A 20028-nucleotide genomic window follows, 5' to 3' on the forward strand; every position below is an offset into this window, starting at 1 on the left:
CTTGATCAAGGAGTGAGCAAGTGGACGACACACATGTGGATCGCGACGTGCTGAGTGCATTGCAGGAAGTGATGGAGGAGGGCTATCCGGATCTGCTGGATATCTTTCTTGCTGACTCCGAAGAGCGCCTGAAAGTCTTGAGAGCGGCAGACAGCGCCGCATTGCTCGTTGCAACCGCCCATAGCTTCAAGGGCAGCAGCAGCAATATGGGCGCCCTCAGGCTGACCGAGCTATGCCACCAGCTTGAGCAGCAGGCCAGAAGCTTGCCACGCCCCGCCGTTCAGGAACTGGTCGGCGAAATCGATCGCGAGTTCGCCGGTATCCGGCCTCTGTACGAAGCTGAACGACAGCGTTGCCCGGCGAAAATCTGAGCACACGCTGCATTTGGTCTTCTTCGAGTGAAACTGGCTCGACCTTTGCAGTCAACTTATCTAACTGTACTTACGAGCCCCGTGCAGCGGAGACCGTTTCATGCCCGTTACCCCCGATATTCTGCTTCAGGCCTTCAGGCAGGCCAAGACTCAGGCCGGCTCCGCCAGTCCTGTGGCACTGACCGCTGAGCCCGGGGGCAAGGCCGCAAGCTTCGCTCATGTCTACGCCAGCGAGGCCCAGAGCAAGTCCAAGGCGTTGGCGGATGCCTCGGTCAGGCCGGGTAGCGACAAAGCCCGCGATGTTTCCGGAAAAAAAGATGCTGGTGACGACAAGTCTGCCGCCGAGGAACCGGTGGTTGCCGATGGCGGCAAATCCTTGCCTGCCGACCCTTCAGTGCAGGTTGACGACAAGGCCGCCGACGATGAAGCGTCAGATGCCGGCCAGGTTCAGGTCGTCGATGCCCTGCCGCTCGATCCGGCGCTTGATCCTTCAACGCAGCAAGTCCTTCAGCCAGTCGATCCGACACCGGCACCGGTAGCGCCCGTCGTGGCCGACACCGTGCAACCTGCCGTTGAAGTGTCGGTTGGCGCCGCAGTTACCGCTACGGCTGCAATCGCTCCGGCGCCGGCCACTGCCGACGGCGATTTCGATCCCTCGACCGATCCGCTCGACGCATTGCCGGCGGTACGCCTGGCGATGGAGCAGGGCGGTCACGTATCGGCTTCCAGCCAGGCGCAGCCCAAGGCTGCACCGGCACAGGCGCAAGCCCAGGCTGACGGGGAGCTGACGTCGGCGCAAAACTTTGCCGCGGGCATGGCAACCATGCTGGATGTTCAGGGCGACAAGAACGGCACCAGCCAGGGCGACGCCAAGGCTTTCAGCGGCCTGATCGATGACGGCCTGAAGGATCTCAAGTCCGCCAGCAGCGACACCCGTGTCGATGATTTCGCCAACCGTCTGGCAGCGCTGACCCAGGCGGCCACACCGAAGACCGCCAATGCCTTGCCGGTGAACCAACCGATCGCCATGCATCAGAGCGGCTGGACCGAAGAGGTGGTGAACCGGGTCATGTACCTGTCGAGCGCCAATCTCAAGGCGGCGGACATCCAGTTGCAGCCCGCTGAACTCGGGCGTCTGGATATTCGGGTGAACATGGTTCCCGATCAACAGACCCAAGTCACGTTCATGAGTGCGCATCCGGGTGTCCGAGAGGCGCTGGATGGGCAGGTCCATCGCTTGCGCGACATGTTCGCGCAGCAGGGCATGGGGCAGGTCGATGTCAATGTTTCGGACCAGTCCCGTGGTTCGCAGCAAGGGCAGGAACAAGCCGGGCAAAGCCACAGCGGTCGGGCCAGTACCAGCGGCGGTCGCCTTGATTCAATGGATGACGACATGACCCCGGGCATCGCTGAAGCGGCGGCCAATACCACCCGCGTGATCGGCTCCAGCGCGGTCGATTACTACGCCTGATCAAACGCCCCCCTCTGTAGGAGCGAGCTTGCTCGCGATGATCATTAACGATAACGCGTGCTTGCTGGCTAAACGCGCCGTTCTTGAATTCTTCGCGAGCAGGCTCGCTCCTACATGGCATAACACTTGCTCTTGCCTTGCCGTGCGACTGTGAAAACCCGATTAGTGACGGATTATTGGCATGGCGAAGAGCGACGCAGCAGTAAAAGACCCCGCAACCAAAGGCAAACTCAAGCTGATTATCTTGATCGTGGTGGCCCTGCTGCTGGCGATCGGTGTGTCCGTGGGCGCGACCTGGTACTTCATGCACAGCGCTCAGAGCAAACCTGCCGCCGCCGTGGCTGAAACCGCTCCGATCGGCAAGCAGCCAGCGATTTTCGAGTCGATGGCGCCGGCTTTCGTGGCCAACTTCAACCAGAACGGTCGCCAGCGCTACATGCAAGTGAGCATCACCATGCTCGCGCGCAATCAGGCGGATCTGGAGGCGCTCAAGGTCCACATGCCGGTGATCCGCAATAACCTGGTCATGCTGTTCTCCGGGCAGGATTTTGCGACCCTCGCCTCGCCGGTCGGCCAGGAAATGCTGCGGCAGAAAGCCACCGCCAGCGTCCAGGAAGTGGCGCAGAAAGAGCTCGGCAAAGTGGTGATCGAACAGTTGCTTTTCACTAATTTCGTACTGCAGTAGGAACACGACATGGCCGTGCAGGACCTGCTGTCCCAGGATGAGATCGACGCGCTGTTGCATGGCGTCGACGATGGTCTGGTACAGACCGAGAACGCTGCCGAACCCGGCGCCGTCAAAAGCTATGACCTGACCAGCCAGGATCGCATCGTCCGTGGACGCATGCCGACCCTGGAAATGATCAACGAGCGTTTCGCCCGCTATACCCGCATCAGCATGTTCAACATGCTGCGTCGCTCGGCGGACGTGGCGGTTGGTGGTGTGCAGGTGATGAAGTTCGGCGAATACGTGCACTCGCTGTACGTGCCGACCAGCCTCAACCTGGTCAAGATCAAACCCCTGCGTGGCACCGCGCTGTTCATCCTCGACGCCAAACTGGTGTTCAAGCTGGTGGACAACTTCTTCGGTGGCGACGGCCGGCACGCCAAGATCGAAGGGCGTGAATTCACCCCCACTGAACTGCGTGTGGTGCGCATGGTGCTGGAGCAGGCCTTCGTCGACTTGAAGGAAGCCTGGCAGGCGATCATGGAAGTCAATTTCGAGTACATCAACTCGGAAGTGAACCCGGCCATGGCCAACATCGTCGGCCCGAGCGAAGCCATCGTGGTGTCGACCTTCCACATCGAACTCGATGGCGGTGGCGGTGACCTGCACGTGACCATGCCGTACTCGATGATCGAGCCGGTGCGCGAAATGCTCGACGCCGGCTTCCAGTCGGACCTCGACGACCAGGACGAGCGCTGGGTCAATGCCCTGCGCCAGGACGTGCTGGACGTCGACGTGCCGATCGGTGCGACGGTGGCTCGTCGTCAGTTGCGCCTGCGCGACATCCTGCACATGCAGCCGGGGGATGTGATCCCGGTCGACATGCCGGAAGAAATGATCATGCGCGCCAATGGCGTGCCGGCCTTCAAGGTCAAGATGGGTTCGCACAAGGGCAACCTGGCGTTGCAAGTGATCGAGCCGATCGAGCGCCGTTGAACGGCGCTCGTACCCATTCGCGATTAACCGAATTCTGAATTTTTGCTCGCCGAGGACACTGACACTATGAGTACGCAAGACGATCAGGCTCTGGCCGATGAGTGGGCAGCAGCCCTGGAAGAAACCGGTGATGCCGGGCAGGCCGATATCGACGCCTTGCTGGCCGCCGATTCCGGCAACTCCGCGTCCAACCGCCTGCCGATGGAAGAGTTCGGCAGCGTGCCGAAAAACAACGATCCGGTGAGCCTGGAAGGCCCGAACCTGGACGTGATCCTCGATATCCCGGTGTCGATCTCCATGGAAGTGGGCAGCACCGACATCAACATTCGCAACCTGCTGCAACTGAACCAGGGTTCGGTGATCGAGCTCGATCGCCTGGCCGGCGAACCGCTGGACGTGCTGGTCAACGGCACGCTCATCGCCCATGGCGAAGTGGTGGTGGTCAACGAGAAGTTCGGCATCCGCCTGACGGACGTGATCAGCCCAAGCGAACGCATCAAGAAGCTGCGCTGAGTGAAAAGTGTTCTCGGATTTGTGTTGGCGATGCCGTTCAGCGTGCTGGCGGCCGAGCCTGTCGCAACGGCCACCACGGCCGCTGCGCCTGCGGTGAGCAGCGGTGTGGCGGGCCAGTTGACGCAGTTGGTGTTCGGCTTGCTGCTGGTGCTGGGGTTGATCTTCTTCCTCGCCTGGTTGCTGCGTCGGGTCCAGCAGGCCGGTCCGGCGGGCAAAGGGCAGGTGATCGAGATTGTCGGCTCCCGCGCGCTGGGGCCTCGCGATCGCCTGATGCTGGTGCAGGTCGGCAACGAGCAGATTCTGTTGGGCCTGAGCCCCGGCAACATCACTGCACTGCACGTCCTCAAGGAACCGGTGCAAGTGCCGAGTACCGAGAAACCCACGCCGGAATTTGCCCAGCGCCTGTTGGAGATGCTGGGTAAAGATCAGAAGGATAAGAAGTAATGGGTGCGCTGCGCATCGTCTTGACGCTGACCCTGATGCTGGCCGCGCCGCTGGCATTCGCCGCCGATCCGCTGTCGATTCCGGCCATCACCCTGGGCACCAATGCGCAGGGTGCGCAGGAATACTCGGTCAGCCTGCAAATCCTGCTGATCATGACCGCGCTGAGCTTTATCCCGGCGTTTGTCATGCTGATGACCAGTTTCACCCGGATCATCATCGTCTTCTCGATCCTGCGCCAGGCCCTGGGCCTGCAGCAGACGCCGTCGAACCAGATCCTCACCGGCATGGCGCTGTTCCTGACCCTGTTCATCATGGCGCCGGTGTTCGACCGGGTGAACCAGGACGCCTTGCAGCCGTATCTGGCGGAAAAGATGACGGCCCAGGATGCGGTCGCCAAGGCTCAGGTGCCGATCAAGAACTTCATGCTCGCCCAGACCCGCACCAGCGATCTGGAGCTGTTCATGCGCCTGTCCAAGCGCACTGACATCGCGACGCCGGATCAGGCGCCGCTGACCATCCTGGTGCCGGCCTTCGTGACCTCCGAGCTGAAAACCGCCTTCCAGATCGGCTTCATGATCTTCATTCCGTTCCTGATCATCGATCTGGTCGTGGCCAGTGTGTTGATGGCCATGGGTATGATGATGCTCTCGCCGCTGATCATTTCCCTGCCGTTCAAGATCATGTTGTTCGTGCTGGTCGATGGCTGGGCGCTGATCATCGGCACGCTGGCCAGCAGCTTTGGTGGTGTCTCGCCATGACCCCGGAAGTTGCGGTCGATATTTTCCGCGAAGCGCTGTGGCTGACCACCATGATGGTGGCGGTGCTGGTGATTCCGAGTCTGCTGGTCGGCCTGCTGGTGGCGATGTTCCAGGCTGCGACGCAAATCAACGAACAGACCCTGAGCTTCCTGCCGCGCCTGCTGGTGATGCTGGTAACCCTGATCGTTGCCGGCCCGTGGCTGGTGCAGACCTTCATGGAATACATCCTGCAGTTGTACGGCAGTATTCCTCAGGTCATCGGCTAGACCATGTCACTGCTAGCGCTGACCGATACCCAGATCAGCACCTGGGTGGCGACGTTCATGTTGCCGCTGTTTCGCGTCGGCGCCTTGCTGATGGTCATGCCGGTGTTTGGCACGACCCTGCTGCCCCGGCGCATCCGTCTGTATTTCGCGCTGGCCATTACCGTGGTCATCGTGCCGGGCCTGCCGCCGATGCCGCCGGTCAATCCCCTGGATTTGAGCGGGCTGTTGCTGATTGCCGAGCAGATTCTCATCGGTGCGGTGATGGGTTTTTCCTTGCAACTGTTCTTCCAGGCCTTTGTGGTGGCCGGGCAAATCGTCGCCATCCAGATGGGCATGGGCTTCGCCTCCATGGTCGACCCGACCAACGGTGTGTCGACGGCGGTGATCGGGCAGTTTTTCACCATGCTGGTGACGCTGCTGTTCCTGTCCATGAACGGTCATCTGGTGGTATTCGAGATCCTCACCGAGAGTTTCACCACGTTGCCGGTGGGGGGCGGCCTGATGGTCAATCACTACTGGGAACTGGCCGGCAAGCTCGGCTGGGTGTTAGGTTCGGCGTTGTTGCTGGTACTGCCGGCGATCACCGCATTGCTGGTGGTCAACATCGCCTTTGGCGTCATGACCCGGGCAGCGCCGCAACTGAACATTTTTTCCATCGGCTTCCCGCTGACCCTGGTGCTTGGGCTGTTCATCATCTGGGTCGGATTGGCGGACATTCTCAACCAGTATCAACCGCTGGCCACCGAGGCCTTGCAGTTGTTACGCGAAATGGCACGGGCGAGCTGAGCCATGGCCGAGAGCGAAAGCGGTCAGGACAAAACAGAAGACCCCACGGAGAAGCGCAAGCGGGACTCCCGTGAAAAGGGTGAGATCGCGCGTTCCAAGGAACTCAACACCCTGGCGATCATGCTGGTCGGTGCCTCGGCGCTGCTGATTTTTGGCGGCGCCATGGCGCAGGACATGATGGAGCTGATGCGCATCAACTTCTCGCTGCCGCGGGAAGTGATCCTGGATCAGCACTCCATGGCCGCCTACCTGATGCGCTCGGGGCAAATTGCCCTGTGGTCGATCCAGCCGGTGATGATTGCGCTGGTGCTGGCCGCCATCATCGGCCCGATTTCCCTGGGCGGCTGGCTGTTCGCGGCGGGTTCCATGGCGCCCAAGTTCAGCCGCTTGAACCCCGGCCCCGGCCTCAAACGCATGTTCTCCACCAAGTCGCTGGTCGAACTGCTCAAGGCCCTGGCCAAGTTCATCATCATCCTGTTCGTGGCGCTGGCGGTATTGTCGTCGGACATCGATGACCTGCTGCGCATCGCCCATGAGCCCCTGGACATGGCGATCATTCACAGCCTGCAAGTGGTGGGCTGGAGCACCTTGTGGATGGCGTGCGGGCTGATCATCATCGCCGCGGTGGATGTGCCGATACAGATTTGGGAAAGCGTTAAAAAGCTGAAGATGACCAAGCAGGAAGTGCGCGACGAGCATAAGGACCAGGAGGGGCGACCTGAGGTCAAGCAGCGCATTCGTCAACTGCAGCGCGAGATGTCCCAGCGCCGGATGATGGCCGCCATTCCCGAGGCCGACGTGGTCATCACCAACCCGACGCACTACGCCGTGGCGCTCAAATACGACCCGGAAAAGGGTAATGCGCCGGTATTGCTGGCCAAGGGCAGCGACTTCCTGGCCCTGAAGATCCGCGAGATCGCGGCGGCCAACGAGATTTTGCTGCTGGAGTCGCCGGCGTTGGCGCGGTCGATCTACTACTCCACCGAGCTTGAACAGGAAATTCCCGGCGGACTCTACCTGGCGGTTGCGCAGGTGCTGGCTTACGTCTACCAGATTCGACAGTATCGGGCGGGCAAGGGCAAGCGTCCGGATCCGCTCAAGGATGATTTGCCGATCCCGCCGGATTTGCGGCGCGATCGCTGATCCAACCGTTGATCTGAAAGTTTCGCAGACCTGTCAGTTATGACAGTAGACCCCGAGTGCTGTCTTGCTATTCCATGGCCCTCGACAGGTTGCTGTCAGGCGCAGGGCCTGCCAGCTGTTACCTGTCTTACTGACGATGGGTAAGGAGAAGGTCATGACGGTGGTTTATCGGCGGCTCGAAGGGATGGCGTTGACGTTTGTTTCCGGCACCCTTGAGCAGAATGACGCGCGAATGCTCAGTTATGCGGTTACTTTCAGAATGTCGCTGGACTTCGTGCATTTCTTGCACATGAGCAATCAGTTTCTTTCGGGGTACCTGGATGATCCGGTCAATGCGATCAGGCCGGAGTTGGGTGGGCTGGCTTATCACTACTCCTACAATTACTTCTTCTCTGCCGCTGGTGATATCAGCAGTAGCGCAGATCTGTTCAAGGTCTTCGCCAGTCCCTATTACTACATGGATGCTTGGTCGACCGGAGGGCTGGAGCGCCGATACGGCAAGCCAGCTTTTCGGCATGTCGGTGAACAGTTGGAAGTGACTGTTCGTCGGGATTTTCGTTGGGAGGACGGTGCGCCGATTTACGTGAAGGATTTGCCGCTCATTACATTTGATTGGTCGCTCAATGTAATGCAGGGGCATTCATCTCAGAAACCGAAGCTGAAGCTGAAGCCGAAGCTTGCTCCTGGTTCGATCGTCATTTTTGGCTATACGGAAGCTGAAACAGTGGAGATCGGTGGAGTGCCGGTGCGCAAGCGCATGCGTTACATGGTGGGCAGTGAGTTGCAACTCGGCGCCATTCTCCCTGAGCAGATTCTGACCGCCGAGTGATTGTTTTCCGCCCCGGATTCCTGCATTCCGTTCCTTGGCAAAAAGTTGGAAAGCTTCTTGCAGTAGCCGCTCTGCGTCTGCTTCAGGCGTCAAAAGTTTGCTTTAAAGGAACGGGGAAAACCGGTGGATCGCTCTCAGTTAATCAACAGTGCCCGCACAAACGTTGCCGACCTCAGTCGAGGCAATCTGGGCGTGCCGCTGTTGCTGCTGGTCATGCTGGCGATGATGATGTTGCCGGTGCCGCCGTTCCTGCTGGACGTGTTCTTCACCTTCAACATCGCGCTGTCCATCGTCGTGCTGCTGGTGTGCGTCTACGCTTTGCGGCCGCTGGATTTCGCGGTGTTTCCGACCATCCTGCTGGTGGCGACGCTGTTGCGCCTGGCGTTGAACGTGGCCTCCACGCGGGTGGTGATGCTCCACGGTCAGGACGGCCATGCGGCGGCCGGCAAGGTGATCCAGGCCTTCGGTGAGGTGGTGATCGGCGGTAACTACGTGGTTGGTATCGTGGTGTTCGCGATCTTGATGATCATCAACTTCGTCGTGGTGACCAAGGGCGCCGGGCGGATTTCCGAGGTGAGCGCGCGTTTCACCCTTGATGCGATGCCCGGCAAGCAAATGGCGATCGACGCCGACCTCAACGCCGGCCTGATCGATCAGGCCCAGGCCAAGGTCCGCCGCTCGGAAGTGGCCCAGGAAGCCGAGTTCTACGGCTCCATGGACGGTGCCAGCAAATTCGTTCGCGGTGACGCCATCGCCGGCCTGTTGATCCTGTTCATCAACCTGATCGGCGGCATGGCGGTCGGTATCTTCCAGCACGGCATGACCTTCGGCGACGCCGGCAAGGTGTATGCGCTGCTGACCATCGGTGACGGTTTGGTGGCGCAATTGCCATCACTGTTGTTATCGACAGCAGCGGCAATCATGGTGACCCGTGCGTCCGGTTCGGAAGACATGGGCAAGCAAATCAATCGCCAGATGTTCGCCTCGCCCAAGGCGCTGGCGGTAGCAGCCGGTTTGATGGCGGTCATGGGCCTGGTGCCCGGCATGCCGCACTTCTCGTTCCTGAGCATGGCGGCCCTGGCGGCCGGTGGTGCTTATCTGTTCTGGAAAAAGCAGAACGTCGCCAAGGTGCAGGCCCTGCAAGAGGTCAAGCGCCAGCAGGAGTTGCTGCCGTCGCCGGCCCGTGCCCAGGAAACCAAGGAGCTTGGCTGGGATGACGTGACGCCGATCGACATGATCGGCCTGGAAGTGGGTTATCGCCTGATTCCATTGGTGGACCGCAACCAGGGCGGCCAATTGCTGGCGCGGATCAAGGGCGTTCGCAAGAAGCTGTCCCAGGATCTGGGCTTCCTGATGCCCACGGTGCATATCCGCGACAACCTCGACCTGGCGCCAAGTGCCTATCGCCTGACCCTCATGGGGGTGATCCTGGCCGAGGCGGAGATCTACCCGGATCGCGAGCTGGCGATCAACCCGGGGCAGGTCTACGGCACGCTCAATGGTATTACCGCCAAAGATCCGGCTTTCGGCCTGGAGGCGGTCTGGATCGAAATCAGCCAGCGCGCCCAGGCGCAATCCCTCGGCTATACCGTGGTCGATGCCAGTACAGTAGTGGCTACCCACTTGAACCAGATACTCTACAAGCATTCCAGTGAACTGATCGGTCACGAAGAAGTGCAGCAACTCATGCAATTGCTGGCCAAAAGCTCGCCGAAACTGGCCGAGGAGCTGGTGCCGGGCGTGGTTTCGCTGTCGCAGTTGCTCAAGGTGCTGCAAGCGCTGCTGGCCGAACAAGTACCTGTACGCGATATCCGCAGCATTGCCGAGGCGATCGCCAACAATGCCGCCAAGAGTCAAGATACCGCCGCGCTGGTGGCTGCCGTGCGGGTTGGCGTATCCCGTGCAATCGTCCAAAGCATTGTAGGCACTGAGTCGCAGCTGCCAGTCATCACGCTGGAGCCAAGGTTGGAACAGATATTGCTCAATAGTCTGCAGAAGGCAGGACAAGGCTCGGAAGAGGGTGTTCTGCTGGAGCCAAGCATGGCTGAGAAGCTGCAACGTTCGTTGATCGACGCGGCGCAGCGTCAGGAGATGCAAGGTCAGCCGGTGATTCTGCTGGTGGCCGGTCCGGTTCGCGCGATGCTCTCGCGATTCGGCCGGCTCGCAGTCCCGGGTTTGCACGTGTTGGCTTACCAGGAAATCCCTGACAACAAGCAAGTGACCATCGTTGCGACAGTAGGGCCCAACGGCTGAGGTAGTGGTTTATGCAAGTTAAGCGTTTTTTCGCCGCCGATATGCGTCAGGCCATGAAGCTGGTTCGCGATGAGCTGGGCGCTGATGCCGCCATCATTGGCAACCGCCGGATCGCCGGGGGTGTCGAATTGACGGCTGCGCTGGATTACAAGCTGTCGGCCCTGGCGCCGCGGGTCCCGAACATGGAGCTCGAAGACGAGCTGCGCAAGACTCAGTCGCGGATCGTCACTGCCCAGGCCGAATTGAGCCTGCGTGGCGATGGCGAGAGCGACAACGCAACCAATCGCCAGTTGTTCGCCGGCTTGCCGTTGACCGCCGCCGAGCCGCTGATGGAACCGACCTACGCCGAACCCCGTCGCCCCGCGCCGGCCGCTGCGCCAGCGTCCGGTGGCGTGGATCCGCGGGCGTTTGACTCGATGCGTTTCGAGCTCAACAGCCTGCGCGAACTCATGGAAGTCCAACTCGGCTCCCTGGCCTGGAATCAGCTGCAAGGCAGCCGTCCGGACCAGGCCAACCTCTGGCGTCGCTTGCAACGCATTGGCCTGTCCGGCCCGCTGTCGCGCGACCTGCTGGCGATGATCAGCGAAATCGAAGAGCCTCGTCAGGCCTGGCGCATGTTGCTGGCGCACCTGGCGCGCATGATCGTTACCCCGGAAGTCGAGCCGCTGGAAGAGGGCGGTGTGATTGCCATGGTCGGCCCTGCCGGCATGGGCAAGACCACCACCCTGGCCAAGCTGGCCGCCCGCTACGTGCTCAAGTACGGCGCGCAGAACATCGCGCTGGTGAGCATGGACAGCTTCCGCATCGGTGCCCAGGAGCAGCTCAAGACCCTGGGGCGCATTCTCAATGTGTCGGTGACCCACGTCGATCCGGGCCAGTCCCTGGTGCAGGCCCTGGAACCACTGTTGCGCAAGCGCGTGGTGCTGATCGATACCGCCGGCCTGCAGGCCAGCGATCCGGCCCTGCGCATGCAGCTCGAAAGCCTGGCCGGTCGTGGCATCCGCTCGAAAAATTATCTGGTCCTGGCAACCACCAGCCAGAAACAGGTTCTAACGGCCGCTTATCACAGTTACAAGCGTTGCGGGCTCGCCGGCTGCATCCTGACTAAACTGGATGAAACGGCAAGTCTGGGCGAGGTGTTGAGCCTGGCCATCAGTCATGAACTGCCAGTGGCCTACCTGACCGATGGCCCGCGGATCCCGGATGATTTGCATCTGCCGCGTCGTCATCAGTTGGTCAGCCGCGCCGTGAGCGTGCAAATGCAGGAAGAACCCAGCGAAGAAGCCATGGCTGACATGTTCGCTGACATCTACCACAGCCCGACCAAGCAGGTTGGCTGAGGTATTAATGAACAGTTTTTGTACCTACATCGATGGTCTGCCATGCATTGTTCCGTTTGTGAACGCGCAGCCAGTAATGTGGCCTCCGTCTATGCAAGACAAGGTAAAGAAATAACATGGGCAGCATGCATCCCGTACAGGTGATCGCGGTGACCGGCGGCAAAGGTGGCGTCGGGAAAACTAATGTGTCAGTGAACTTGTCCCTGGCTTTGGCCGAGCTTGGCCGGCGCGTCATGCTGTTGGACGCGGACCTTGGACTGGCGAACGTCGACGTTCTGCTGGGCCTGACACCCAAACGTACCCTGGCCGACGTGATCGAAGGCCGCTGCGAACTGCGCGATGTATTGCTGCAGGGACCCGGCGGCATCCGTATCGTTCCGGCCGCATCCGGCACTCAGAGCATGGTGCATCTGAGCCCCGCGCAACACGCCGGCCTGATCCAGGCCTTCAGTGATATCGGCGACAACCTCGACGTACTGGTGATCGACACCGCTGCGGGCATTGGGGACTCGGTAGTCAGTTTCGTTCGCGCAGCCCAGGAAGTGCTGCTGGTGGTGTGCGACGAGCCGACCTCGATTACCGATGCCTATGCCTTGATCAAGTTGCTGAACCGCGACTACGGCATGAACCGCTTCCGCGTCCTGGCCAACATGGCCCAGAGCCCGCAGGAAGGACGCAACCTGTTCGCCAAGTTGACCAAGGTCACGGATCGCTTCCTCGATGTCGCCTTACAATACGTCGGCGCGGTGCCCTACGACGAAAGCGTGCGCAAGGCCGTGCAGAAGCAGCGCGCCGTCTACGAGGCCTTCCCGCGTTCCAAGTGCTCGCTGGCGTTCAAGGCCATCGCGCAGAAGGTCGATACCTGGCCGCTGCCTGCCAACCCGCGCGGGCACCTGGAGTTTTTCGTCGAGCGGCTTGTGCAGCAGACAGCAGGACCTGTTCTATGACAGCCAGCGGCTACAACCTCTACAAAAAGTCGGCACGCGATGCGCAGTACGAGCTGATCGAGCGTTACGCGCCGCTGGTTAAACGCATTGCCTACCACTTGCTGGCGCGATTGCCGGCCAGTGTCCAGGTTGAAGACCTGATCCAGGCCGGGATGATCGGCCTGCTTGAAGTATCGACCAAATATGACGCCAGCAAAGGCGCCAGTTTCGAAACGTACGCGGGCATACGAATCCGCGGCGCCATGCTTGATGAGGTGCGCAAGGGGGACTGGGCGCCACGTTCGGTTCACCGCAATACGCGGATGGTCAGCGATGCCATTCGCTCGATTGAAGCTAAAACCGGCCGAGACGCTAAAGATCACGAAGTTGCGGCCGAACTCCAATTGAGTCTCGATGATTACTACGGGATTTTGAACGACACCCTGGGCAGCCGGCTGTTCAGTTTCGACGACCTTTTGCAGGACGGCGAACACGAGGGGCTGCACGAGGATGGCGCGAGTGCTCATCTCGAGCCGTCACGCGACCTGGAGGATGAACGCTTCCAGGCTGCGCTGGCGGATGCGATTGCCAATTTGCCGGAGCGTGAGCGGCTGGTGTTGGCGCTGTACTACGACGAAGAGTTGAACCTCAAGGAAATCGGTGAGGTCCTGGGGGTCAGCGAATCGCGGGTCAGCCAGTTACACAGCCAGTGCGCGGCCCGTTTGCGGGGGCGTTTGGGGGAGTGGCGAGCGCGCTGAGGGCAGTGTGGGGACACTGCGAACGAGGCTGGTGTGGTGTTGAACTGCGCCGGTCGCGATCTGTTGTGCTCCAGACAGTCATTGAGTGCTTTGCCGGATTGATTGAAATGGCGCGTCCAGGTGCTGGGCGCGTTTAAGACTGCTTGGAGGTCGAATTGGACAAGAACATGAAAATCCTCATCGTTGATGACTTCTCAACGATGCGGCGGATCATCAAGAACCTGCTGCGTGACCTTGGGTTCACCAACACCGTCGAGGCCGACGATGGCACTACCGCCATTCCGGTGCTCAACAGCGGAAGCATCGACTTTCTGGTAACGGACTGGAACATGCCTGGCATGACCGGTATCGATCTGCTGCGCCACGTGCGTGCCGATGAAAAGCTCAAGCACCTGCCGGTGCTGATGGTGACCGCTGAAGCCAAGCGCGAGCAGATCATCGAAGCCGCCCAGGCCGGTGTTAACGGCTATGTGGTCAAACCCTTCACGGCCCAGGCGTTGAAAGAAAAAATCGAGAAGATTTTCGAACGCATCGGTTGATGAATGCGCCACGGGGGAGCTATGGGCAATAACGAAACTTCATTGGGCGACTTTGAATCGACCCTGAAAAAACACGCCGTCGAATTGGTCGAGAGCCTTGAAAAAGGCAAGTTCGGCGACGCGGTGCAATTGATCCATGAGCTCAACCAGACCCGTGACCGTGGCCTGTATCAGGAAGTGGGCAAGCTCACCCGCGAACTGCATAGCGCGATCGTCAATTTCCAGATTGACCCGCACATGCCGCAAGCCGAAGAAGTGTCGCAGATCACCGACGCCACCGAACGCCTGGGGTACGTGGTCAAGCTGACCGAGGCCGCGGCCAATCGCACCATGGATCTGGTGGAAAGTGCCACGCCGCTGGTCAATGGCCTGGCCGATGAAGCCAAGGTGTTGAGCGCGGACTGGGGGCGCTTCATGCGTCGCGAAGTCGGCGCCGAAGAGTTTCGTGAACTGGCCCGGCGGGTCGACGGGTTCCTGACGCGCAGCGGCACGGACAATCGCGCGGTGTCGGGCAACCTCAACGACATCCTGCTCGCCCAGGATTACCAGGACCTCACAGGCCAGGTGATCAAGCGTGTGACCCAGTTGGTCACCGAAGTTGAAAGCAACCTGCTCAAGCTCGTGCTGATGGCCAGTCAGGTGGACCGCTTTGCGGGCATCGAACATGACCGTGAAGCGATGCTTGCTGAAAAAGATCCACAAAAACATCTCTCTCAGGGTGAAGGTCCGCAGATTCATGCCGATAAAAGAGAAGACGTTGTGTCCGGTCAGGACGATGTGGACGATTTGTTATCCAGCCTGGGATTTTAGAGTTTTGGAATTTTAGGTTTTTTGGGTTTTTAGACCTGTAGGAGCACCCCCTTAATGAGCTTCGGCGCCGATGAAGAGATCCTTCAGGATTTCCTGGTTGAGGCCGGCGAGATTCTAGAGCAACTGTCCGAGCAACTGGTCGAGCTGGAAAGCCGTCCGGATGATGCGGATCTGCTCAATGCAATTTTTCGCGGTTTTCACACTGTAAAAGGGGGCGCCGGCTTCCTCCAGCTCAACGAACTGGTGGAGTGCTGCCACATCGCCGAGAACGTGTTCGACATCCTGCGCAAGGGTGAACGTCGCGTCGACTCGGAACTGATGGACGTGGTTCTCGAAGCGCTGGACGCGGTGAACGGCATGTTCAGCGAAGTCCGCGAACGCGGCCCGATCACGGCCGCGACACCGGAACTGCTCGCGGCGCTGGCCCGTCTGGCCGAGCCGCAATCGGCTGACGAGGTGGCTGCCGCGCCTGTCGCCGCCGTGGTCGAAGCGCCTGTGGCTGAAGCCGAGTCGGGCGATATCACCGACAATGAATTCGAACAACTGCTGGACTCGCTGAATGCCGTCAAGGCCCAGGCCGAGGCCCCGAAGGCTGCTCCAGCGCCTGCCGGCAATGCCGCCGGCAGCGATGAAATCACCGATGCCGAGTTCGAGTCGTTGCTCGATCAGCTGCACGGTAAAGGCCAGTTCGCCGTTGACGCGGTGGTCCCGGCGACCGCTGTGCCAGAAGCGCCGAAAGCGGCCGGCGACAGTTCCGATATTACTGACGACGAATTCGAAGCACTGCTCGACCAACTGCACGGCAAGGGTAACTTTGCTGTCGAGGCGCTGGAGTCGGCCATTGCTTCTGTGCCCGCGCCCGCGGCACCCAGCGCGGTGGCGGCCGGCAGCGATCTGATTTCCGATCACGAGTTCGAAGCGCTGCTCGACGAGTTGCACGGCAAAGGCAAGTTCACTGAAGTGGGCGCAACGGCTGGAACGGCAACCGGCGCCAACGCCTCGGTTGCGGCACCTGCCGCCAAGGCAGCCGCGCCGAAACCCGTGGCCAAGGCTCCCGAGCCAATAGCCGAAACACGGGCCCCTGTGGCCGCTGCTGCACCGGCTGCTGCCCGTGCCCCGGCCGTGCCACCGGCGGAAAAGCCGGCGAGTGAAGCCGAGACCACCGTGCGCGTCGATACCGCGCGTCTCGACGAGATCATGAACATGGTCGGCGAGTTGGTGCTGGTGCGTAACCGCCTGGTCCGCCTGGGCCTCAACAGCGGCGACGAAGCCATGTCCAAGGCCGTGTCGAACCTCGACGTGGTCACCGCCGACCTGCAGACCGCGGTCATGAAGACCCGGATGCAGCCGATCAAGAAAGTCTTCGGGCGCTTCCCGCGCCTGGTTCGCGACCTGGCCCGCCAGCTCAAGAAAGAGATCAACCTGGAACTGGTCGGCGAAGAAACCGACCTCGACAAGAACCTCGTCGAGGCTCTGGCCGACCCGCTGGTCCACTTGGTGCGCAACGCGGTCGACCATGGCATCGAATCGCCGGAAGAACGCGAAGCTTCGGGCAAGGCCCGGGGTGGCAAAGTGATCCTGGCGGCCGAGCAGGAGGGCGACCACATCCTGCTGTCGATCTCCGACGACGGCAAAGGCATGGACCCGAACGTCCTGCGTTCCATCGCGGTTAAACGCGGCGTGATGGACAAGGATGCCGCCGATCGTCTGAGCGACACCGAATGCTACAACCTGATCTTCGCCCCGGGTTTCTCGACCAAGACCGAGATCTCCGACGTATCGGGTCGCGGCGTGGGCATGGACGTGGTGAAAACCAAGATTTCCCAGCTCAACGGTTCGATCAACATCTACTCGGCCAAGGGCCAGGGTTCGAAGATCGTCATCAAGGTGCCGCTGACCCTGGCGATCATGCCGACGCTGATGGTCATGCTCGGCAACCAGGCGTTCGCGTTCCCGCTGGTGAACGTCAACGAGATCTTCCACCTCGACCTGTCGACCACCAACGTCGTGGACGGCCAGGAAGTGGTGATCGTGCGGGACAAGGCGCTGCCATTGTTCTATCTCAAACGCTGGCTGGTCAGCTCCGCCGCTCACGAAGAGCAGCGCGAGGGCCATGTGGTGATCCTTTCGGTGGGCACCCAGCGGATCGGCTTTGTCGTCGATCAACTGGTGGACCAGGAAGAAGTGGTCATCAAGCCATTGGGCAAAATGCTCCAGGGAACTCCGGGCATGTCCGGCGCCACCATCACCGGTGACGGCCGCATCGCGCTGATTCTCGATGTTCCGAGCATGCTCAAGCGTTACGCCACACGGCGTATTTGATTCTGGTGGAGCGGGGCGCCTGGCCTCGCTCCATCTAATGGAGTGTTTATGGCAGTCAAAGTCCTGGTGGTGGACGATTCGGGGTTTTTCCGCCGCCGCGTCTCGGAAATTCTTTCAGCGGATTCCAATATCCAGGTCGTCGGCACGGCGACCAATGGCAAAGAGGCGATCGATCAGGCGCTGGCCCTCAAGCCCGACGTGATCACCATGGACTACGAGATGCCGATGATGGACGGCATCACCGCCGTGCGACACATCATGCAACGCTGCCCGACCCCGGTCCTGATGTTCTCCTCGCTGACCCACGAAGGCGCCCGGGTCACCCTCGATGCGCTGGATGCCGGCGCGGTGGACTTCCTGCCGAAGAACTTCGAAGACATCTCGCGCAACCCCGAGAAGGTCAAGCAACTGCTGTGCGAAAAGATCCTGAGCATTTCGCGCAGCAATCGTCGCGTCAGCACTTACAGCGCTCCGGCCCCTGTGGCCGCACCTGCTCCAACACCTGCGCCTTCCAGTATCGGAAGTTACGGCAGCAGCGCGCCCGTGCGTCCGGCACCGGCACCGATTCCTGTGCGTACACATGGGGCCTGCGCGTCGTCGCCCGCGCCGAAACGCAAAGCCTACAAACTGGTGGCCATCGGTACGTCCACCGGTGGCCCGGTCGCCCTGCAGCGGGTCTTGACCCAATTGCCGGCCAACTTCCCGGCCCCGATCGTGCTGGTCCAGCACATGCCGGCCGCCTTCACAAAGGCCTTTGCCGAGCGCCTGGACAAGCTCTGCCGCATCAGCGTCAAGGAAGCCGAGGATGGCGACATCCTGCGTCCGGGCCTGGCGCTGCTGGCGCCGGGTGGCAAGCAGATGATGATCGACGGTCGCGGCGCGGTGAAAATCCTCCCGGGTGACGAACGTCTCAACTACAAACCGTGCGTGGACATCACCTTCGGTTCGGCGGCCAAGACCTACGGTGACAAAGTTCTGGCGGTGGTCCTGACCGGCATGGGCGCCGACGGCCGCGAAGGCGCGCGCCTGCTCAAGCAGGGTGGCAGTTCGATCTGGGCACAGGACGAAGCCAGTTGCGTGATCTACGGCATGCCGATGGCCATCGTCAAAGCCGAACTCGCCGACGCGGTGTACAGCCTCGACGACATTGGCAAGCACTTGGTCGAGGCCTGTATCTGATGGATGTTCTCAGCCTGATTGGCATCATCATGGCCTTTGTCGCGATCATCGGCGGCAACTACCTTGAAGGCGGTCATCTCGGCGCCCTGGCCAACGGCCCGGCAGCACTGATCGTACTCGGCGGCACCATTGGCGCCGCGCTGCTGCAATCGCCGATGAGTGCCTTCAAGCGCGCCATGCAGATCCTCGCCTGGATCCTGTTCCCGCCCCGTGTCGACCTGGCCGGTGGCATCGACCGCGTGGTGAACTGGAGCCTGACCGCCCGCAAGGAAGGCCTGCTGGGCCTTGAAGGCATCGCCGACGCCGAGCCCGACAACTACGCGCGCAAAGGTCTGCAACTGCTGGTTGACGGCGCCGAGCCGGAAGCGATCCGCAGCATTCTGGAAGTGGATTTCTACACCCAGGAAAGCCGCGACATCGAAGCGGCCAAGGTCTTCGAAAGCATGGGCGGTTACGCGCCGACCATCGGCATCATCGGTGCGGTCATGGGCCTGATTCATGTCATGGGCAACCTCGCTGATCCATCGCAACTGGGCAGCGGTATTGCCGTGGCGTTCGTCGCCACCATCTACGGCGTGGCCAGTGCCAACCTGGTGCTGTTGCCGATTGCCGCCAAACTCAAATCCATCGCGTTGCGCCAGTCGCGTTATCGCGAAATGCTGCTGGAAGGGCTCCTGTCGATCGCCGAAGGTGAAAACCCACGCTCCATTGAGTTGAAGCTTCAGGGCTTCATGGATTAAGGGAATATCCTCATGGCTCGTCGTCGACATCAGGAAGAACATGTAAACCATGAACGTTGGCTGGTTTCCTACGCCGACTTCATCACCTTGCTGTTTGCCTTTTTCGTGGTGATGTACTCCATCTCGTCGATCAACGAAGGCAAGTACAAGGTCATTTCCGAGGCGCTGATCGGGGTCTTTACCGATTCCGATCGTTCGCTCAAGCCGATCCCCATCGGTGACGAGCGACCGAAGACCGTGACCCCGGCCAAGCCGCTGGTCCATGACAGTGATCAGGTCGATGCCGGTGTCTCCGGCGCCAGCGATCCGCTCAAAAGCATCGCCGACGACATCAGTGCGGCGTTCGGTGACTTGATCAGCTCCAACCAGATGACCGTGCGCGGCAATGAGTTGTGGGTTGAGATCGAACTCAATTCCAGCCTGTTGTTCGGCAGTGGCGACGCCATGCCCAGCGACATCGCGTTCAACATCATCGATAAGGTCGCGGCGATCCTGAAGCCGTTCGACAACCCGATCCATGTCGAAGGTTTCACCGACGATCAGCCGATCCGCACCGCGCAGTACCCGACCAACTGGGAGCTGTCCTCGGCCCGCTCGGCCAGCATCGTGCGCATGCTGGCGATGCAGGGGGTGAACCCCGGTCGCCTGGCTTCGGTGGGCTACGGCGAGTTTCAGCCGGTGGCCAACAACGCCACCGCCGAAGGCCGCGCCCGCAACCGTCGCGTGGTGCTGGTGGTGTCGCGCAACCTCGATGTTCGCCGCAGTCTGACCGGCACCGGAACCGCCCATGCGCAACCGGATGCCGCATTGAAGCGTGCTGGCACACAAACTGCACCGACCCCGGTCAAGTCGCCGGTACGAGAGAGCGCCGTCAATTCTCCGTCACCGGCATTAACACGTTGAGCTATTTCTCGGTC

21 protein-coding genes are annotated in these 20028 nt (G+C 60.8%); all 21 read left to right on the forward strand.

Annotated features, from left to right (window positions below; all coding sequences use genetic code 11):
* Positions 1-20: 20 nt before the first annotated feature.
* The 21 genes from AC3ITA_RS07830 (at position 21) to motD (ending at position 20014) form a co-directional block, all read left to right on the forward strand.
* Positions 21-371 carry an Hpt domain-containing protein gene (locus AC3ITA_RS07830; RefSeq protein WP_095944074.1) on the forward strand — a complete coding sequence of 117 codons (351 nt, stop codon included), beginning with the start codon at positions 21-23 and terminating at the stop codon, positions 369-371.
* 100 nt (positions 372-471) lie between these two features.
* Entirely contained in the window at positions 472-1842 is a 1371-nt protein-coding gene (locus AC3ITA_RS07835; protein ID WP_095944073.1) for a flagellar hook-length control protein FliK, read from the forward strand.
* A 181-nt stretch (positions 1843-2023) separates the two neighbouring features.
* Entirely contained in the window at positions 2024-2527 is a 504-nt protein-coding gene (gene fliL / locus AC3ITA_RS07840) for a flagellar basal body-associated protein FliL (protein WP_095944072.1), read from the forward strand.
* A gap of 9 nt (positions 2528-2536) precedes the next feature.
* Positions 2537-3505 carry a flagellar motor switch protein FliM gene (gene fliM / locus AC3ITA_RS07845; protein ID WP_008052878.1) on the forward strand — a complete coding sequence of 323 codons (969 nt, stop codon included), beginning with the start codon at positions 2537-2539 and terminating at the stop codon, positions 3503-3505.
* 66 nt (positions 3506-3571) lie between these two features.
* Complete coding sequence (gene fliN, locus AC3ITA_RS07850; protein WP_095944071.1) at positions 3572-4018, forward strand: flagellar motor switch protein FliN; 447 nt, start codon at positions 3572-3574, stop codon at positions 4016-4018.
* 30 nt (positions 4019-4048) lie between these two features.
* Positions 4049-4462, forward strand: coding sequence for a flagellar biosynthetic protein FliO (fliO, locus tag AC3ITA_RS07855; RefSeq protein WP_095944089.1), 414 nt, complete (start codon positions 4049-4051; stop codon positions 4460-4462).
* The gene (gene fliP, locus AC3ITA_RS07860; RefSeq protein ID WP_095944070.1) at positions 4462-5220 is read left to right on the forward strand and encodes a flagellar type III secretion system pore protein FliP; all 759 of its coding nucleotides are present in this window, start codon (positions 4462-4464) and stop codon (positions 5218-5220) included. The genes fliO and fliP overlap by 1 nt, the downstream gene beginning before the upstream one ends.
* Entirely contained in the window at positions 5217-5486 is a 270-nt protein-coding gene (gene fliQ, locus AC3ITA_RS07865) for a flagellar biosynthesis protein FliQ (RefSeq protein WP_007948918.1), read from the forward strand. Before fliP ends, fliQ begins: the two co-directional genes overlap by 4 nt.
* 3 nt (positions 5487-5489) lie before the next feature.
* On the forward strand, positions 5490-6272 hold the full coding sequence (gene fliR / locus AC3ITA_RS07870) for a flagellar biosynthetic protein FliR (RefSeq protein ID WP_095944069.1): 783 nt from the start codon (positions 5490-5492) through the stop codon (positions 6270-6272).
* Between the two features lie 3 nt (positions 6273-6275).
* A complete protein-coding gene (flhB, locus tag AC3ITA_RS07875; RefSeq protein WP_414929296.1) occupies positions 6276-7415 on the forward strand; it encodes a flagellar biosynthesis protein FlhB in 1140 nt (379 codons plus the stop codon).
* A gap of 154 nt (positions 7416-7569) precedes the next feature.
* On the forward strand, positions 7570-8244 hold the full coding sequence (locus AC3ITA_RS07880; protein ID WP_489279930.1) for a hypothetical protein: 675 nt from the start codon (positions 7570-7572) through the stop codon (positions 8242-8244).
* Between the two features lie 123 nt (positions 8245-8367).
* Positions 8368-10497, forward strand: coding sequence for a flagellar biosynthesis protein FlhA (flhA, locus tag AC3ITA_RS07885; RefSeq protein ID WP_489279931.1), 2130 nt, complete (start codon positions 8368-8370; stop codon positions 10495-10497).
* Between the two features lie 11 nt (positions 10498-10508).
* Positions 10509-11837 (forward strand): flagellar biosynthesis GTPase FlhF, encoded by a 1329-nt coding sequence (gene flhF / locus AC3ITA_RS07890; RefSeq protein WP_095944066.1) that lies wholly within the window; start codon positions 10509-10511, stop codon positions 11835-11837.
* Between the two features lie 116 nt (positions 11838-11953).
* Positions 11954-12784 carry a flagellar synthesis regulator FleN gene (gene fleN / locus AC3ITA_RS07895; RefSeq protein WP_008001746.1) on the forward strand — a complete coding sequence of 277 codons (831 nt, stop codon included), beginning with the start codon at positions 11954-11956 and terminating at the stop codon, positions 12782-12784.
* Positions 12781-13521 (forward strand): RNA polymerase sigma factor FliA, encoded by a 741-nt coding sequence (fliA, locus tag AC3ITA_RS07900; protein WP_007894214.1) that lies wholly within the window; start codon positions 12781-12783, stop codon positions 13519-13521. Before fleN ends, fliA begins: the two co-directional genes overlap by 4 nt.
* A gap of 167 nt (positions 13522-13688) precedes the next feature.
* Positions 13689-14060 (forward strand): chemotaxis response regulator CheY, encoded by a 372-nt coding sequence (locus AC3ITA_RS07905; protein ID WP_003183998.1) that lies wholly within the window; start codon positions 13689-13691, stop codon positions 14058-14060.
* A gap of 21 nt (positions 14061-14081) precedes the next feature.
* Complete coding sequence (locus AC3ITA_RS07910) at positions 14082-14870, forward strand: protein phosphatase CheZ (RefSeq protein WP_008052267.1); 789 nt, start codon at positions 14082-14084, stop codon at positions 14868-14870.
* A 54-nt stretch (positions 14871-14924) separates the two neighbouring features.
* Positions 14925-17192, forward strand: coding sequence for a chemotaxis protein CheA (locus tag AC3ITA_RS07915; protein ID WP_489279933.1), 2268 nt, complete (start codon positions 14925-14927; stop codon positions 17190-17192).
* Between the two features lie 48 nt (positions 17193-17240).
* Positions 17241-18371: a protein-glutamate methylesterase/protein-glutamine glutaminase gene (locus AC3ITA_RS07920; protein ID WP_095944064.1), complete on the forward strand. Its 1131-nt coding sequence runs from the start codon at positions 17241-17243 to the stop codon at positions 18369-18371.
* Positions 18371-19111: a flagellar motor protein gene (locus AC3ITA_RS07925; protein ID WP_057715870.1), complete on the forward strand. Its 741-nt coding sequence runs from the start codon at positions 18371-18373 to the stop codon at positions 19109-19111. The genes AC3ITA_RS07920 and AC3ITA_RS07925 overlap by 1 nt, the downstream gene beginning before the upstream one ends.
* A gap of 12 nt (positions 19112-19123) precedes the next feature.
* Positions 19124-20014, forward strand: a complete 891-nt coding sequence (motD, locus tag AC3ITA_RS07930) for a flagellar motor protein MotD (protein ID WP_095944063.1) — start codon at positions 19124-19126, stop codon at positions 20012-20014.
* Positions 20015-20028 lie beyond the last annotated feature (14 nt).

It is taken from the genome of Pseudomonas sp. GL_090 (assembly GCF_057837765.1).